Source organism: Nonomuraea sp. GTA35 (assembly GCF_041950525.1).
GTDB lineage: Bacteria > Actinomycetota > Actinomycetes > Streptosporangiales > Streptosporangiaceae > Nonomuraea.
Window position 1 is genome coordinate 438,660 of sequence record NZ_JBGNUV010000004.1, and the last position, 15,922, is coordinate 454,581.

Sequence of the window (15,922 nt, forward strand, 5' to 3'; positions counted from 1 at the left end):
CGCTGGATCCCCCCGACACTAGGACCGTCCGTGACCATCGACGCGCAACCCAGCCATTACGACACCTACTACAAGACCTACGCGGGGATGCCCGTGTTCTGCGTCCTTTCCGGTGAGCACGAGGACGAGCCCCTCCCGGAGGACGCCGGAGCCGTCGCCTGGAAGCTGGAGGCCAGCGAGTTCAACGACGACCTCCCCGCCGAGATCACCGAAACTTTCGACTGGTTCCTCGACAATGTCGACACCGCGAAGGTCAAGGCGATCGTGATCGGCGAGTGGGAGTCGAGCTACGAAACCAGCAACGCGCCGATCATCGAGCGGCTCGCCGCGAGCGCCGACCGCCTTCCCGAGCTGCGCTCGGTGTTCGTCGGAGCGATGTCGCCGGAGCAGTCGGAGATCTCCTGGATCCAGCAGTCCGACGTCACGCCGCTGCTGGAGGCGTACCCGAAGCTGGAGCGCCTGGAGGTGCGAGGCGGGTCGGGGCTGGCGTTCCCGCCCGTGCGGCACGAGTCGCTGCGCGTGCTCAGGTTCGAGACCGGCGGCCTGCCCGCCGAGGTCGTGCGCGGGGTCGGCGACAGCGACCTGCCCGCGCTGGAGCACCTGGAGCTCTGGTTCGGCGTCGACGAGTACGGCGGTGACTCCACGGCGGCCGACGTCGCCGGCATCCTGAGCGGCGAGCGCCTGCCCGCGCTGCGCTACCTGGGCCTGCAGAACTGCCCGTACGCCGACGAGCTGGCCGCCGCCGTGGCCGCCGCGCCCGTCGTGGCCCGGCTGGAGGCGCTGAGCCTGTCGATGGGCTCGCTCGGGAACGACGGCGCCGAGGCGCTGCTCAGCGGCCAGCCGCTGAACCACCTGCGCCGGCTAGACCTGCACCACAACTACTTGAGCGACACGATGGCGGAGCGCCTGCCGGCGGCGCTGCCGGGCGTCGAGGTCCGGCTCGACGACCGGCGCAGCCGCGAGGAGGACTGGCGTTACGTCGCGGTGAGCGAGTGACATGAACAACCTTTACGACTCCTCCGACGAGGACGAGGACGAGAGTTACGAGGAGACGCCGGCCGATCCCCGCGATCCCGGGGAGACGTTCCTCCCCGAGGATGCCGTCTACCGCTTCGACCTGGCCGGCATGCACCGCGAGCGCTTCGCGGGCCTGCCCGTCAGGGAGCTCGACGACGGCGTCCCCAGCCGGCCCGACCAGGTCGCCTGGCTGGTGACGGACGAGACCGGCTTCGGCTTCGAAGACGACAGGGACGACACGGCCCTGGCCGACGAGCTGGACCGCCTGCTGCGCCGGGTGAACCCCGCCCAGGTGACGGCCCTCGCCGTCACGGGCCACGGCGCCGCCAACGCGCCGCGGCTGCTGGCGCAGCACGCCCGGCGGCTGACCGGGCTGCGCTCGGTGTTCCTCGGTTACATCGAGCGTGAGCACTGGGAGATCTCCTGGATCCGGCACGGCGACATCACGCCGCTGCTGGAGGCGTACCCGAGGCTGGAGCGGCTGGAGGTGCGCGGGTCGCAGGGCCTGGAGCTGCGGCCTGTCACACACGAACGGCTCAAGGTGCTGCGCTTCGAGTCCGGCGGGCTGCCGGGAGCGGTGGTGCGGGCGGTGGGCGCGAGCACGTTCCCCGCGCTGGAGCACCTGGAGCTGTGGCTCGGCGTCGAGCGGTACGGCGGTGACACGACCGCCGCCGACCTGGACGGCATCCTGTCGGGCACGGGCCTGCCCGCGCTCAAACGGCTCGGCCTGCGTGACAGCGAGCGGCAGGACGACGTGGCCGCGGCCGTGGCGGCCGCGCCCGTGGTCGGCCGGCTGGAGGAGCTGAGCCTGGGCATGGGGGCGCTCACCGACCGGGGCGCGGAGGCGCTGCTCAGCGGCCAGCCGCTGACCCACCTGCGCGTGCTCGACCTGCGCCACCACTTCCTCAGCGACGCCATGGTGCCGCGCGTGCTGGACGCGCTGCCCGAAGTGGCCGTCGATCTGGACGAGCAGCAGCGCGCCGAGGACGACGGCTGGATGTACGTGGCGGTGACCGAGTGACGCGGCTGTCCCGGATCGTGCGTCGCGGTGACCGGGTGACACGGCTGTCCCGGGTCGTGCGTCGCGGTGACCGGGTGACACGGCTGTCCCGCATGTGCGTGGCGGTGACCGCGTGACGGTGCGGTTCGCCGTCGTCGGGACGCCGGGAGATCGCCGGGTCACGCTCTTCCGCGACGCCGTGGTGGCCCGCGGCCTCGCGGAGCCGTACGTGATCGCCTGGCGGGACGTGCTGGCAGGGCGGGAGCTGGGCGCGCCCGAGGGGGCGCTGCTGCGGATCGACTCGCCCGGCGAGGACGCGCAGGCCGACGCGCTGCTGCGCGGGCCGGGCGAGCCGGCGCGGGTCGGCGGGGGCGCCGCCTGGTACCGGGCCTTCACCGCGGGGCTGGAACGGGTCGCGGCGATCCCCGGCGTTCGGCTGCTGGGGGACGTCGGCGAGATCGGGGTGATGTTCGACAAGCGGCGCTGCCACGCGGCGCTCTCGGCGGCCGGGGTGCCGGTGCCCGAGGGGTTCCCGGCGGGCTCGTACGAGGAGCTGCGGGACGGGATGGCGGCCCGCGGGTGGGCCCGCGTGTTCGTCAAGCCGGCCCACGGCTCCTCGGCCTCCGGCGTGATCGCCTTCCAGGCCCACGCGGGGCGGGTCCACGCCGTCACCTCGGCCACCTGGACCGGCGGGACGTGGTGCAACTCGCTGCGGGTCAGGGCCGTGACCGACGAGGCGGAGGCGCGGCGGCTGGTGGACTTCCTGGCGCCCGACGGGCTGCACGTCGAGCAGTGGTTCCCCAAGGCGGCGAGCGGCGGGCGGGCGTTCGACCTGCGGGTGGTGACCGTGGCGGGCCGGCCCACGCACGCCGTCGTGCGGACCAGCCGCAGCCCGATGACGAACCTGCATCTCGGCGGGTCGCGCGGCGACCTGGAGGCGGTGCGGGGGCGGGCCGGGCTGTGGGAGCGGGTGCTGGAGGTGTCCGCGCGGGCGGCCGGGTGCTTCCCGCGCAGCCTGAGCACGGGGGTGGACGTGATGGTCGGGTCGGACTGGCGGTCGGTGGCGGTGGCGGAGGTCAACGCGTTCGGGGACCTGCTGCCGGGATTGGGGGATTTTTCGGGACATGGGCGAGACACGTACGCCGAACAGGTCGAGGCGGTGCTGACCTCGTGGACATGAACGAGATCGTGGGCAGCCACGACATTCTCCTCGTCACGCTCGACACGCTGCGCTACGACGTGGCCGCCGCCCAGGCCGAGGCCGGGCTGCTGCCGAACCTCCTCCCCCCGGGCGCCCGCTGGGAGCGGCGGCACAGCCCCGGCAGCTTCACCTACGCCGCCCACGCCGCCATCTTCGCCGGCTTCCTTCCCACGCCCGCCACCCCGGGCCCGCATCCCCGGCTGTTCGCGGCCACGTTCCCGGGCAGCGAGACGACGGCGGCGGGCACGTGGGTGTTCGACGCGCCCGACCTGCCTGCGGGGCTGGCACGGGCGGGCTACCACACGGTGTGCATCGGCGGCGTCGGGTTCTTCAACAAGCGGACGCCTCTCGGGTCGGCGCTGCCCGGCCTGTTCGCCGAGAGCCACTGGGAGCCGGAGTTCGGCGTGACGGACCCCGCCTCGCTGGAGCACCAGATCGACCGCGCCGCCGAGGTGCTGGCGCGCGTGCCCGGCCCGGTCCTCCTCTTCGTCAACGTCTCGGCCCTGCACCAGCCCAACCACTTCTACCTGCCGGGAGCCACCGGCGACTGCCTGGACAGCCACGCCGCCGCCCTGCGCTACGTGGACCGGCACATCGGTCGGCTCTACTCGCTCATGCGCCGCCGCCGGCCCTGCCTGGCCATCGTCTGCTCCGACCACGGCACGGCGTACGGCGAGGACGGTCACGTCGGCCACCGGATCGGCCACGAGGTGGTCTGGACGGTCCCCTACACCCATTTCGTCCTGGAGAGCCATGCGGCCGTATGAGAGTTACGTCTACGCCTACCCGCACAAGACCGCGTACCGGCCGCTCGACCCGCGCCCGCGCCTGAAGGAGGTCTGGTCCGGGGAACGGCCCGGCGCCCTGTACGTGCACATCCCGTTCTGCGAGATGCGCTGCGGCTTCTGCAACCTGTTCACCCGCACCGGCGCCCCCGAGGAGCTGGTCACCGCCTACCTCGACGCCCTCGAACGGCAGGCCGAGCAGGTGCGCGAGGCGTTGCAGGAGACCGGCTTCGCCACGGCGGCGTTCGGCGGCGGCACGCCGACGTACCTCAGTGCCCGCGAGCTGACCCGCCTGTTCGACCTCACCGAGCGCACGATGGGCGTGGACCTGGCGCGGATCCCGCTGTCGGTGGAGACCTCCCCCGCCACCGCCACGCCCGACCGCCTGTCCGTGCTGGCCGAGCGGGGCACGTCGCGGATCTCGATCGGCGTGCAGAGCTTCGTGCCCGAGGAGGCCCGCTCCGCCGTCCGCCCGCAGAAGCGCGCCGAGGTGGACGCGGCGCTGGACACGATCAGGGCGTCGGGCGTGCCGGTGCTGAACATCGACCTGATCTACGGCATCGACGGCCAGACGCCGCGGTCGTGGCTGTACTCGCTGGACACGGCGCTCGGCTGGCGGCCCGAGGAGCTGTACCTCTACCCGCTGTACGTCCGGCCGCTGACCGGGCTCGGCAAGCAGGGCCGGGCCTGGGACGACCAGCGGCTGGAGCTCTACCGGGCGGGGCGCGACCATCTGCTGGCGGCCGGGTACGAGCAGGTGTCGATGCGCATGTTCCGCCTGCCGGGCACGCCCGGCTCCACCGGATACTGCTGCCAGACCGACGGCATGGTCGGGCTGGGCTGCGGCGCCCGGTCGTACACGAGCGCCCTGCACTACTCCTTCGACTACGCCGTCGGCGCCCGGCACGTGCGCTCGATCATCGACGACTACGTGGCCGAGACCGGCTTCGGCACCGCGAACGTGGGCTTCGCGCTCTCCCCCGGCGAGCGCAGGCGGCGGCACCTGATCCAGTCGCTCCTGCGGGCCGAGGGCATGTCACGCAGCCTGTACGCCGGCCGGTTCGGCACCGACGTCCTGGACGACTTCCCCCTGGACTCCTTCGCGCAGTGGCTCACGATCACGGACTCGACGGTCGCGCTCACTCCGGAGGGGCTGGCGTACTCGGACGCGATCGGCCCCGCCCTGTTCTCGCCGCGGGTCCGGGCGCTCATGGACGGATACCAGGCATGCTGACCATCCTCTACCGCGGCCCCCTGGCGAGCTGCGACTACGACTGCGCCTACTGCCCGTTCGCCAAACGCCGCGACGCGCCCGAGCAGCTCCGCGCCGACCGGGCCGCGCTGGAGCGGTTCACGGCCTGGGTGGCGGGGCGGGACTTCGAGGTCTCGATCCTGTTCACGCCGTGGGGCGAGGGGCTGGTCAGGTCGTGGTACCGGCGGGCACTCGTGGAGCTCTCCCGGCTGCCGCACGTGGCGAAGGTGGCGATCCAGACGAACCTGAGCTGCCGTACGGACTGGCTCTCCGAGGCGTCGGAGCGGGCCGCGCTGTGGGTGACCTACCACCCGACGCAGGTCCCGTACGAGCGGTTCCTGGCCAAGGTCCGCTCGCTCCCGGTCCGGCACAGCGTCGGCATCGTCGGCGACCCCGCCCACCTGCCGCACGCGCGGCGGCTGCGGGCCGACCTGCCGCCGGAGACGTACGTGTGGGTCAACGCCGAGGAGGGCCGCCTCTACACCGACGCCGAGGCCGCCGACTGGGCGGCCATCGACCCTCTCTTCTCCTACAGCCGCTTCCCGCACGCCAGCGCGGGCCTGCCCTGCCGCACGGGCGACAGCGTGATCTCGGTGAACGGTGACGGCACGGTCCGCCGCTGCCACTTCGTCCCCGAGGTCCTGGGCAACCTCTACGACGGCTCCTACCGCCCCGCCCTGCGCCCCCGCCCCTGCCCGGCGGCCTCCTGCGACTGCCACATCGGCTACGTGCACCTGGAGCCGCTGGGCCTCTACGACGTCTTCGCCGGCGGCGTCCTGGAACGCGTCCCCCGCTGAGGTCCTCATCGTTCGGCGACGACGGATCCGGCGAGCCCGCCGAACCTTTCGACCCGTGACCGGCGTCGGTACGGGTGAGAGGAGCCGTCTTGGACCGCAATGACAGCTTCCGCGAGTTCGTCGCGGGGCATCAGCAGGCGCTGATGCGTACCGCGTACCTGCTCACGGGCGACCCGCACCTGGCCGAGGACCTGCTGCAGAGCGTGCTGCTGAAGGTGCTGCGGCGCTGGTCCCGGCTGTCGCGCGTGGAGCGCCCGGAGGCGTACGCGCGCAAGGCGCTGGTGAACCAGTACATCTCGTGGCGGCGGCCGCGCAGGGCGGGGGCCGAGCTGTCCACTGCCGCGCCGCCCGAGCGGCCGTACTCGAGCGAGGACGCCACGATCGTCCGGGTCGTGATGCGGCAGGCGCTGATGCGGCTGCCGCCCCGGCAGCGGGCGGTGATCGTGCTGCGTTACTACGAGGACCGCACGGAACGCGAGACCGCCGAGCTGCTGGGCTGCTCGGTCGGGACGGTGAAGAGCCAGGCCCACTACGCGCTGGCCCGGTTACGCGAGCTGGCGCCCGAGCTGGCGCCGCGGCTCGCCGAGTTGGAGACCGACGTCCGGGAGGGACAGCGATGACCTGGCTGCGGGACGTGCTCGTCGACCTGGCCGAGGACTCTCCCCAGGTGGATCTGGCCGAGCGCACGATCATGATCCGTGACCGCCGGCGGCGTACGGCGATCTCGCTGGTCGCGGCGGCCATGGTGGTGGTCACGGCGCTGGGCGTGACGGTGGCCGCGCGGCTGCTGCCGCCCGGGCCCGACGACGCCGCCTCGGTGAGCGACCTGCCGGCGAAGGGGGTGGGGCCGCTGAGTCACGCGGTCAGGACGTACTGCAGGCCGGCGAGCGGGCGGGCGCCCGAGGACTGCCGGGACGGGGAGTGGCGGCTGGTCACGCGTGACGGCAGGACGTATCGCGTGCCCGACGCGCTGCCCGGCCTCGTGCCTGGCCGGACCGGCCTGCGTGACAGCCCGCTGGCGATCAGCCGCGACGGCGGCAAGATCGCCTACTACGGCGCCGAGGAGGAGACGTTCGTGCTCCGCGACCTGGCGTCGGGCAGGCGCACCACCGCCCCCGCGAAGGTGCCGAAGGAGTGGCTGTACAGCAGGACCCGCCTGATGCTCTCCGACGACGGCCGCTACCTCACCTTCATGAAGAACCCGCAGTTCAAGGACCCGGGGCTGATCTTCGACCTGCGAGCGGGGGCCGTCCGCGAGCTGCCCAACGGCTGGGTTCCCGCCGGCCTGTCACCGGACGGCGGCACCCTCACGCTCTCCCAGTACGCGCCCAGATCGATGCTGCGCACCATCCCGAGGTTGTGGACGGCCTCGGGCGGCGGCACCTCGGTCACGCTGCCGCAGGACTACGAATTCAGCCCGCTCGCCCCCGACGGGCGCAGCATCGCGGCCGTCGAGAGGTACTTCGCCCGCGACTTCCCCTGCCCCCGCCTGGGCAACCTGGCCGTGCTGGACGCCCGCACCGGCGTGAAGCTCAGGTCCGTCATCGTGCAGGGCCTGGACGCGGGCGTCACCAGCCTCTCCCTGCGCACGTGGCTCGGGCCGGAGGAGGTGACGGCGCTGGCCGAGTCCGTCCCCTGCGACGTGGAGGCCTACCACGAGGGGCCCGACGAGGAGGCCGAGCAACTCGACCAGCCTTACCGGACGCTGACCGCCTACGCCGTGAACGTCGAGACCGGCCGGGCCAGGAAGCTCACCACGTACACGGCGCAGGACTTCTTCGAGATCGTCCTGCCCGGTGCGGTGTGACGTCAGGTCTCGCGCCGCGGCCGGTAGTCGTCCTCGGCGATGCCGAACGTCCACGCCACCCCCTCCCGCGCCCGCCGCACCCACGGCGGCACCCGCAGGAAGTAGGTGCGGCGGGTGCCGTCGGGCTCGGGCGTGGAGTTGACCACCTCCACCATGGCCAGCGGCTCGTCGTCGGGCAGCTCGATCCGCCACAACACGCCGGTCTCGTCGGACTGCACCGGCTGCGCGCCCGACTCGGCCAGGTAGCGGTCGAGGCCGAAGTGCTCCAGCATGGCGCGGCGCAGCTCGGCGTTGGCCTCCGAGCGGATGCGCTCGGGGGTGAGCCCGGTCATCGCGGCCCCGAAGCCGGGCGGGACGGGCATGCCGTGCCAGGCGTGCAGGGCGAAACCGTCGGCGTAGGCCAGGGCGGCGCCGTCGGCGCGGTGCAGCCGGCCGAGGTCGTCGAGGTGCAGCTCGACGGGCCGCTCGGTGACGATGGCGAGCCGCTCGTACGGCCACCACCAGCCCGCCCGCTCCGCCACCCGCTTGAGCCCGTCGAGCCCGTCGAACGCCGACAGCCAGGGCGCGTCGTGCTGCCCGAGCACGGCGTCGAGCGTCACGTGCCGCAGGCTCTCGCCGAACCGCTCGGCCTCCAGGTCTGTGTCCGTGCCTAGGGCCGTGTCGAGGGCGGCGCCCCGGTCGGCGATGGCGCGGCGCAGGTCGCCGACCAGCCGCTCGGCCTGCGGCCACAGCCGCCCGCCCGTCTCGGCCCAGAGCCGCGCCCAGCCGGCGGGCCCCAGCTCGGCGTAGGCGGCCGCCCTGGCCCGCTCCCACGGCGCGGTGCGGACGGCGTCGCGCACCGGCCGGCCGGGGTCGCCGGCCTCCAGCACGGCCCGCACCGCCGGATCCGCCCGCAAGCCCGGCAGGCCGGTGTGCCGCCGCTCCGGATCGGCGGGCCTGGCCTGCTCCAGCTTTGCCCGAAGCGTCTCGTCACCGGTCAGCCACGCCGCCACGACCGCTCCGGCCAGGGGCGACGGCAGCACCAGCACCCGCTCGGGCTCGGCCAGCCCCGCCTCCCGGTACGCCTGCCGCACGGCCGCCTCGGCGCCCTCGCCGGGCCCGGTCGCGACGGTGACCCGCTCCCACGTCAAGGTCGTCATCAGTCGGCCACCACCCGGTAGGAGCCCGGCACGTACTCACGCTGCCGCACCACGCGGTACCAGCCCTTCGGCAGCGAGATCGCGTCGTGCTCCTCGTGCACGAGCATGCCGCCCTCGGGCAGGTGCAGGAAGCCGCGCGACAGCGTGCCGGGGCCGGGGATGGCATGGCAGTGCCCGGTGGCCTCGCCGTGCGCCAGCACGAGCCGCCCGCGCGCGTCGCGCGGCTCGGGCCGCAACCCGCCGGGAACGGACTCCTCGGGGACGGGCACGATCAGGATGTCGCCCTGTCGGTACATCGACCAACCTCCATCGATCGGGGGGATGATCGGAAAGTAGCGGCGGGCACCGACAGAAACCGGGTGGCCGCCGTTCAACGCTCCGCGCGGATCGGGTAGCCGCTCGTGCTGGAGTGGCCGGCCGCGTTCGTGGCCGTGACGGACGTCCACGGCCAGGCGTAGGGGACCCAGGCGGATTCGAGCCGCCCCCGGGTGTACGACTCCTGCGCCACCACGGCCCCGCCCGGCTCGAACCGCAGCGTGCCGCCCCGCAGGTGGTAGCCCTCGACGAGCACGCCCGGCCGCCCGCCCCGCTCCTCCGGCCGCGCGCCGACGATGATCGGCTGCTGCCATCCGGCCGCGATGTCGTCGGCCAGCGACGGCGTGTCGTGGCGGGCCTGGCAGGTGAAGAAGGGGTCCCACCCGTACGAGATGATCTTGACGGGGTGCGGCCCCGACGCCATCACCTGCTGGTCGAGCCGGGCCTTCGTGGTGCGCCCGCGGGGCGGCAGCGGGTCGGCCCGCCCGCACTCGCCCTCGACCGGCGTGGGCTCGAAACCTTCGACGTTCACCCACAGCTCGACCCCGCCGGGCACCCGCCGGGCGGCGGCCTCCACGTACGCGCTGGTGGGCCCGTAGTACGCCTGCGCGTTGGACACCTCGCCCACGACGGGCACCAGCCGCGGCGCCACCTTGGCCCCGCCCTCCCGCGGCCCGTGCACCGGCACCTTGCCGGTGCCGCGCCCGTCCTGCACGGCGACCGCCATGGGCGCGCCGGCCCGCGTGCCCGCGATGTCGGCCAGCCCCTCCTCGACCTGCGACGGCGGGAAGCCGCGGCCCCGCCGCGCGTCGATGTACGGGCTGACCACGATCTTCTTGCCCGGCAGCGCGGAGGCGACCACGGCGTGCTGGGCGGCGTACAGGGAGATGATCGGGTCCTGCTCGGCCCGCGCCCGCATGGCCAGCTCGAACGACTGGTACACCCCGCCGAACGCGGACAGCCCCGCGAAGCGCGCCCGGTAGTCGGCCAGCACGCGGGCGGTGAACGCGTTGAGCGCGGCGGTGTGGGCGGCGTCGGGCTCCCACGGCTTGTCCTCGCGCTGCGAGGCGGCGGGCAGGCCGGGGAAGACCGTCATGCCGTACGCGCTCGCCTCCCGCATCAGGTTGCCCAGCCCGTCGCCGTCGGTGGCGGCGAGCACGAGGTCGTGCTCGGCGGCGGCGCACGACTCGGCCAGCGTCAGCCGGTAGAAGGTGCGCCCGCCGCTCCCGATCCGCCGGTCGATGCCGGGGCAGCGCAGCATGCCCTGCCCGAACTCCTCGCTGGTCAGGTACGTGTACACCTGGCGGACGCGCACGCCGGGCACCTCGGCGCAGGGCTTGCCGTCCACGAGGCAGCCGGGGAAGTCGGGGTCCTGCCGCGCGTTGAACCGGGGCCCGAACGTGATCAGCGTGTCGCCGCCGATCGCGTGGATCGCCTCGACCATGCGCTGCGTGACGCACCGGTCGGCGCGCGGCATCACCCAGTAGCCGGTGACCGCGTAGGGCGCCACGACCCTGGTGTCGCGCGGCGGGCACTCCTCCGGCACGGGATCGTCAGGAATGACCAGTCCCGCCACGAAGGCGGCCGCCACGATCAGCCACAGGACCCGGTGCACTCACACCCCTTCCACGCCCGGCCTCCAGACTACGCGGCGACCCCGGCGCGGACCGTCACGATCTGATCGCGGAGAATGACATCATGCGTATCGATCTCAGCGGCAGGACCGCGCTGGTCACCGGCTCGACCCAGGGAATCGGAGCGGCCATCGCCACCGGGCTGGCGCGGGCGGGGGCCCGGGTGGGCGTCAACGGCCGTGGCGAGGGCTCGGTGGCCGCGGCCATCGAGCGGATGGACGACGAGCGCATCGAGGCCGAGCGGGTCGCCGGCGAGCGGCTGCACTACGACCTCGTCGCGGCGCCCGGCGACGTCTCGACGGAGGAGGGCTGCGCGCGGGTCGCGCACCTGCTCCCGCACGTGGACATCCTGGTGAACAACCTGGGCATCTTCGGCGCCAGGCCGGCGCTGGAGATCGACGACGGCGAGTGGCGGCGCTACTTCGAGGTCAACGTGCTGGCCGCGGTCCGGCTGACGCGCGCGTACCTGCCGGGGATGCGGGAGCGCGGCTGGGGCCGGATCCAGTACATCGCCAGCGACTCGGCCATCGTCATCCCGCACGAGATGATCCACTACGGCATGTCGAAGACGGCGCTGCTGGCGGTCTCGCGCGGGTTCGCCAAGGAGGCGGCGGGCAGCGGCGTCACGGTCAACTCGGTGATCGCGGGGCCGACGCACACCGGGGGTGTGGAGGAGTTCGTCTACCAGCTCGTGGACCGGGAGCTGCCGTGGGAGGAGGCGCAGCGGGAGTTCATGCGGCTGCACCGCCCGCAGTCACTGCTCCAGCGCCTGATCGAGCCCGAGGAGATCGCGAACCTGGTGGTCTATCTCAGCTCTCCCTTCGCCTCCGCGACGACGGGTGCGGCGGTGCGGGTGGACGGCGGGTACGTCGACTCGATCCTCCCCTGACCAGGGGCTACAGAAATGCGCTGACAACAGACGCACCATCGTCAACAAATGCCTCACAAGCCCTCTTTGCAGGCCCATACAGATCATGTTAGAAGGGAGGGAAGCAGAGAGGACCGGGCACAGTGACGGTGATTCTCGACGGCATCTCCGTACGGCAGCGCGCAGAGACCTGGCTCGACGACATAAACCTCGAATTATCCGACGGATTGACCACCCTCATCGGCCCGATGACGGCCGGAAAGACGACGTTGATGCGTGTCGTCGCCGGTCTGCTGACGCCCGATTCAGGGCGGGTGCTGGTCAACGGGGAAGATGTCACGAAAATCTCGGTGCGAAAACGTTCGGTCGCTTTCGTCTATCAGCAATTCATCAATTATCCCGCGCTCACCGTCTACGAGAACATCGCCTCCCCGCTGCGCCTCGACCCCCGCTTCCGCCGTGACGGCCTGGACCGGCGGGTGCGCGAGGTGGCCGAGCTCATGGGCATCGCCGGCCTGCTGGACCGCCGGCCGTCCGAGCTGTCGGGCGGGCAGCAGCAGCGCACCGCCATCGCCCGCGCCCTGGCCCGCCCCGTGGACGTGCTGCTGCTCGACGAGCCCCTCGCCAACCTGGACTTCAAGCTGCGCGAGCAGTTGCGCGCCGACCTGAAGGCGATGTTCGCCGGCTCCTCCGGCGTGGTGCTCTACTCCACCGCCGACCCGAACGAGGCGCTGACGTTCGCCGCGCCGACCGTGGTGCTGGGCGAGGGCCGGGTGCAGCAGGTCGGCGACGTCGCCGCCATGTACGCGCACCCGCCCACCCTCGCCGTGGCGGCCACGCTCAGCGACCCGCCGCTCAACCTGCTGCCCGGCGTGGTCCGCGACGGCCGGATAGAGGTGCTCGGCACGTCCTTCCCGGCCCCCCGCGCCCACTCCACCGGCCGCACGGTCATGCTCGGCATCCGCCCCCACCAGGTGACGATCGAGCGTAACGGCCCCGGCGCGCTGGAACTGCCGGCCGAGATCAGGCTGGCGGAGGTGACGGGCAGCGCGACGTTCCTGCACCTCCTCCTGCAGGGCGGCCGCCACCTGGTCGCCCACCTGCCGGGCACCCAGCTCTTCACGCCCGGCGAGTCCACGGTCGCGTACGTGGACCCCGCGCACGTCTTCGTCTTCGACGAGGCGGGCGGGTCGGGGGGCCGCCTGCTCGCCACCAGCGCGGCGGAGGTGGACCTGCATGGCTGACATCCGGCTGGAGGGCGTGGGCCACAGCTACGACGGCGGCCGGACGTGGGCGGTCAAGCCGATGACGTGGACCTGGCGCGGCTCGCGGGCGTACGCGCTGCTGGGCCCCAGCGGCTGCGGCAAGACGACGCTGCTGAACATCATCTCCGGCCTGATCACGCCCACCGAGGGCCGCGTCTTCTTCGACGACCGCGACGTCACCGGCGTGCCCACCGCGGGCCGCAACATCGCGCAGGTCTTCCAGTTCCCCGTCCTGTACGAGGAGATGTCGGTCTACGACAACCTCGCCTTCCCCCTCAGGAACAGGAAGGTGCCCAAGCAGGAGGTGGACCGGCGGGTCCGCGAGGTCTCCCGGCTCCTCGGCCTGGACCAGGTGCTGGGCCGCAGGTCACGCAGGCTGGACGCGGGCCACCAGCAGATCGTCAGCCTGGGCCGCGGCCTGGTCCGCTCCCAGGTCGCCGCCGTCCTGCTCGACGAGCCGCTGACCGTGGTGGACCCGGCGCTGAAGTGGACGCTGCGCAGCAAGCTCAAGGAGATCCACCGCGACACCGGCCACACGCTGGTCTACGTCACCCACGACCAGACGGAGGCGCTGACGTTCGCCGACGAGGTGGTGGTGCTCAACGAGGGGGCGATCGTGCAGGCCGGCGAGCCGTCGGAGCTGTTCCTGTCGCCGGCGCACGAGTTCGTCGGCCACTTCATCGGCTCGCCCGGGATGAACATGCTGCCCGCCGAGATCGTCGGCGACGTCGTCCGCGTCGGGCAGGAGGACGTGGGCACGGTCAAGGAGCCGCTGCCGCCGGGCCCCGTGCGGATCGGGGTGCGGCCCGAGTTCGTGCGGATCACCCCGGCGAGCGGCTCCCCCGGCGTGCCCGCCCGGGTGACCGGGATCGACCGCATGGGCGCCTACGACCTGGTCCACGCCGCGGTCGGCGGGCACCGGGTGATCGCCAAGACCGAGGCGGGCCGCTCCTACCGGCCGGACGCGGTCGAGTACCTGCACTTCCCCGCCGACCGCACGTTCCTCTTCCGCGACCAGGTCAGATGCGGCTCCCTCGCGCCGCTGGACGGAAGGGGGCAGGCGTGACCGTCGCAGGCAGCCAGGTGGGCGGCGAGGTCGTCGCCACGGAGGCGCCGGCCGCACCGGCCGGGGAGGAGGCGCCGCGCGCCGCGCTGAAACGCAAGGACAACCGGGCCTGGTGGCTGGTCCTGCCGGTCGTGGTGTCGGTGGCGTTCACCGCGGTGATCCCGCTGATGACCGTGGTCAACTTCTCCGTGCAGGACGTCTTCAGCCCCGTCGACCGGGTCTTCGTCGGCCTGGAGTGGTTCCAGACGATCTCCCGCGACCCCGAGGTGCGCGCGGCGCTGGTGCGCACGCTGCTGTTCTCGGCGCAGGTGCTGCTGCTGGAGATCCCGCTGGGCGTGGCGCTGGCCGTGGTGATGCCGCGCAGGGGCGTGTGGGTGTCGGTGGCGCTGGTGCTGGTCGCGCTGCCGCTGCTCATCCCGTGGAACGTGGTGGGCACGATCTGGCAGATCTTCGCCCGCGGCGACATCGGCCTGGGCGGCTGGACGGTCAACAACGTGCTCGGCATCAACTTCAACTACACGCTGGACTCCACGGACGCCTGGATCACGGTCCTGGTGATGGACGTGTGGCACTGGACGCCGCTGGTGGCGCTGCTGGCGTACGCGGGGCTGCGCTCGATCCCCGAGCCGTACTTCCAGGCCGCGCAGATCGACGCAGCCTCGGCGTGGGCCACCTTCCGGCACATCCAGCTCCCCCGGCTGCGCGGGGTGCTGACGATCGCGATCCTGCTCAGGTTCATGGACAGCTTCATGATCTACACCGAGCCGTTCGTGGTGACCGGCGGCGGGCCCGGCAACGCGACCTCGTTCCTCAGCATCCTGCTGTCGAAGATCGCGGTCGGCCAGTTCGACGTGGGGCCGGCGGCGGCGTTCTCGCTGCTCTACTTCCTCATCGTGCAGGTCTTCTGCTACGTCTTCTTCACCGTGCTCACCAGGTCGGGGAGGTGAGCGGGATGGCGAGGGTCAACGGGCGGCGGCTCCCGTGGGCGCGCACGGTCTTCTGGTTGTACGTGGCCACGCTGATGCTGCCGCTGCTGTGGATGTTCGGCATGTCGATCCGGCCGAACGAGGACATCCTCGGCAGTTTCTCGCTCGTGCCGCAGCGGGTGACGTTCGACAACTACGCCACATTCTTCAGCGACTCGGCGTGGTATTCGAGCTATCTGAACTCCATCGTCTACACCTCGCTGAACGCCGTGATGTCGCTGATCGTGGCGCTGCCCGCGGCGTACGCGTTCTCGCGGTTCCGTTTCGCCGGCGACAAGCACCTGTTCTTCTGGCTGCTGACCAATCGCATGGCCCCGCCGGCGGTTTTCCTGCTGCCGTTCTTCCAGATTTACCAGAGCGTCGGCCTGTTCGACACGCATCTCGGCGTGGCCATCGCGCACATGCTGTTCAACGTCCCGCTCGCGGTGTGGATCCTCGAAGGATTCATGTCCGGAATTCCGCGGGAAATAGACGAGACCGCGGCGATCGACGGTTATTCGCTGCCGCGGTTCTTCATCAGGATCTTCCTGCCGATGATCCGCTCGGCGATCGGCGTGACGCTGTTCTTCTGCTTCATGTTCAGCTGGGTCGAGCTGCTGATCGCCAGGACGATCACCTCGGTGGACGCCAAGCCGATCGCCGCCACGATGACGCGGACCGTGAGCGCGGCCGGCGTGGACTGGGGCCTGCTGGCCACCGCGGGCGTGCTCACCATCGTGCCCGGCGCCGTCGTCATCTGGTTCGTGCGCAACTACATCGCCAAGGGCTTCGCGCTGGGGAGGGTCTAGCG

Annotated in this window: 16 protein-coding genes; 13 read left to right on the forward strand and 3 right to left on the reverse strand. The window is 72.3% G+C overall.

Annotated elements, in window-relative coordinates; genetic code table 11:
- The first annotated feature begins 30 nt into the window (after positions 1-30).
- The 8 genes from ACBJ32_RS20460 (at position 31) to ACBJ32_RS20495 (ending at position 7,859) form a co-directional block, all read left to right on the forward strand.
- Entirely contained in the window at positions 31-996 is a 966-nt protein-coding gene (locus ACBJ32_RS20460) for an STM4015 family protein (protein ID WP_375128053.1), read from the forward strand.
- A gap of 1 nt (position 997) precedes the next feature.
- Positions 998-2,038, forward strand: a complete 1,041-nt coding sequence (locus ACBJ32_RS20465; RefSeq protein WP_375128054.1) for an STM4015 family protein — start codon at positions 998-1,000, stop codon at positions 2,036-2,038.
- Positions 2,039-2,150: 112 nt separating this feature from the next.
- A complete protein-coding gene (locus ACBJ32_RS20470) occupies positions 2,151-3,197 on the forward strand; it encodes an STM4014 family protein (protein WP_375128055.1) in 1,047 nt (348 codons plus the stop codon).
- Positions 3,194-3,985, forward strand: coding sequence for an STM4013/SEN3800 family hydrolase (locus ACBJ32_RS20475; RefSeq protein WP_375128056.1), 792 nt, complete (start codon positions 3,194-3,196; stop codon positions 3,983-3,985). The genes ACBJ32_RS20470 and ACBJ32_RS20475 overlap by 4 nt, the downstream gene beginning before the upstream one ends.
- Positions 3,972-5,237: an STM4012 family radical SAM protein gene (locus tag ACBJ32_RS20480; protein WP_375128057.1), complete on the forward strand. Its 1,266-nt coding sequence runs from the start codon at positions 3,972-3,974 to the stop codon at positions 5,235-5,237. The genes ACBJ32_RS20475 and ACBJ32_RS20480 overlap by 14 nt, the downstream gene beginning before the upstream one ends.
- On the forward strand, positions 5,231-6,052 hold the full coding sequence (locus ACBJ32_RS20485; RefSeq protein WP_375128058.1) for an STM4011 family radical SAM protein: 822 nt from the start codon (positions 5,231-5,233) through the stop codon (positions 6,050-6,052). The genes ACBJ32_RS20480 and ACBJ32_RS20485 overlap by 7 nt, the downstream gene beginning before the upstream one ends.
- 89 nt (positions 6,053-6,141) lie before the next feature.
- The gene (locus tag ACBJ32_RS20490; RefSeq protein WP_357888907.1) at positions 6,142-6,672 is read left to right on the forward strand and encodes a SigE family RNA polymerase sigma factor; all 531 of its coding nucleotides are present in this window, start codon (positions 6,142-6,144) and stop codon (positions 6,670-6,672) included.
- Positions 6,669-7,859, forward strand: coding sequence for a hypothetical protein (locus tag ACBJ32_RS20495; RefSeq protein ID WP_375128059.1), 1,191 nt, complete (start codon positions 6,669-6,671; stop codon positions 7,857-7,859). The genes ACBJ32_RS20490 and ACBJ32_RS20495 overlap by 4 nt, the downstream gene beginning before the upstream one ends.
- Positions 7,860-7,861: 2 nt before the next feature.
- Here ACBJ32_RS20495 and ACBJ32_RS20500 read toward each other — a convergent pair whose 3' ends face one another.
- The 3 genes from ACBJ32_RS20500 to ACBJ32_RS20510 form a co-directional block, all read right to left on the reverse strand.
- On the reverse strand, positions 7,862-8,998 hold the full coding sequence (locus ACBJ32_RS20500) for a DUF6745 domain-containing protein (RefSeq protein ID WP_375128060.1): 1,137 nt from the start codon (positions 8,996-8,998) through the stop codon (positions 7,862-7,864).
- Positions 8,998-9,294, reverse strand: coding sequence for a hypothetical protein (locus ACBJ32_RS20505; RefSeq protein ID WP_375128061.1), 297 nt, complete (start codon positions 9,292-9,294; stop codon positions 8,998-9,000). Before ACBJ32_RS20505 ends, ACBJ32_RS20500 begins: the two co-directional genes overlap by 1 nt.
- Positions 9,295-9,368: 74 nt before the next feature.
- Positions 9,369-10,928, reverse strand: coding sequence for a DUF4434 domain-containing protein (locus tag ACBJ32_RS20510; RefSeq protein WP_375128062.1), 1,560 nt, complete (start codon positions 10,926-10,928; stop codon positions 9,369-9,371).
- 83 nt (positions 10,929-11,011) lie between these two features.
- On the opposite strand from ACBJ32_RS20510, the gene ACBJ32_RS20515 reads away from it, so the two are divergent.
- From ACBJ32_RS20515 to ACBJ32_RS20535, 5 genes are all read left to right on the forward strand, one after another.
- Positions 11,012-11,836 carry an SDR family oxidoreductase gene (locus tag ACBJ32_RS20515; RefSeq protein WP_357888920.1) on the forward strand — a complete coding sequence of 275 codons (825 nt, stop codon included), beginning with the start codon at positions 11,012-11,014 and terminating at the stop codon, positions 11,834-11,836.
- Positions 11,837-11,958: 122 nt separating this feature from the next.
- Positions 11,959-13,059, forward strand: a complete 1,101-nt coding sequence (locus tag ACBJ32_RS20520) for an ABC transporter ATP-binding protein (protein WP_375128063.1) — start codon at positions 11,959-11,961, stop codon at positions 13,057-13,059.
- Positions 13,052-14,146 (forward strand): ABC transporter ATP-binding protein, encoded by a 1,095-nt coding sequence (locus ACBJ32_RS20525; RefSeq protein ID WP_375128064.1) that lies wholly within the window; start codon positions 13,052-13,054, stop codon positions 14,144-14,146. The genes ACBJ32_RS20520 and ACBJ32_RS20525 overlap by 8 nt, the downstream gene beginning before the upstream one ends.
- Entirely contained in the window at positions 14,143-15,093 is a 951-nt protein-coding gene (locus ACBJ32_RS20530) for a carbohydrate ABC transporter permease (RefSeq protein ID WP_375128065.1), read from the forward strand. The genes ACBJ32_RS20525 and ACBJ32_RS20530 overlap by 4 nt, the downstream gene beginning before the upstream one ends.
- A gap of 74 nt (positions 15,094-15,167) precedes the next feature.
- On the forward strand, positions 15,168-15,920 hold the full coding sequence (locus tag ACBJ32_RS20535) for a carbohydrate ABC transporter permease (RefSeq protein ID WP_375128458.1): 753 nt from the start codon (positions 15,168-15,170) through the stop codon (positions 15,918-15,920).
- Positions 15,921-15,922 lie beyond the last annotated feature (2 nt).

Coding starts and splice junctions, on each gene's coding strand:
- ACBJ32_RS20500 (WP_375128060.1), bottom strand. CDS start 8,998: ATGACGACCTTGACGTGGGAGCGGGTCACCGTCGCGACCGGGCCCGGC.
- ACBJ32_RS20535 (WP_375128458.1), top strand. CDS start 15,168: ATGCTGCCGCTGCTGTGGATGTTCGGCATGTCGATCCGGCCGAACGAG.
- ACBJ32_RS20505 (WP_375128061.1), bottom strand. CDS start 9,294: ATGTACCGACAGGGCGACATCCTGATCGTGCCCGTCCCCGAGGAGTCC.
- ACBJ32_RS20465 (WP_375128054.1), top strand. CDS start 998: ATGAACAACCTTTACGACTCCTCCGACGAGGACGAGGACGAGAGTTAC.
- ACBJ32_RS20480 (WP_375128057.1), top strand. CDS start 3,972: ATGCGGCCGTATGAGAGTTACGTCTACGCCTACCCGCACAAGACCGCG.
- ACBJ32_RS20495 (WP_375128059.1), top strand. CDS start 6,669: ATGACCTGGCTGCGGGACGTGCTCGTCGACCTGGCCGAGGACTCTCCC.
- ACBJ32_RS20485 (WP_375128058.1), top strand. CDS start 5,231: ATGCTGACCATCCTCTACCGCGGCCCCCTGGCGAGCTGCGACTACGAC.
- ACBJ32_RS20475 (WP_375128056.1), top strand. CDS start 3,194: ATGAACGAGATCGTGGGCAGCCACGACATTCTCCTCGTCACGCTCGAC.
- ACBJ32_RS20525 (WP_375128064.1), top strand. CDS start 13,052: ATGGCTGACATCCGGCTGGAGGGCGTGGGCCACAGCTACGACGGCGGC.
- ACBJ32_RS20515 (WP_357888920.1), top strand. CDS start 11,012: ATGCGTATCGATCTCAGCGGCAGGACCGCGCTGGTCACCGGCTCGACC.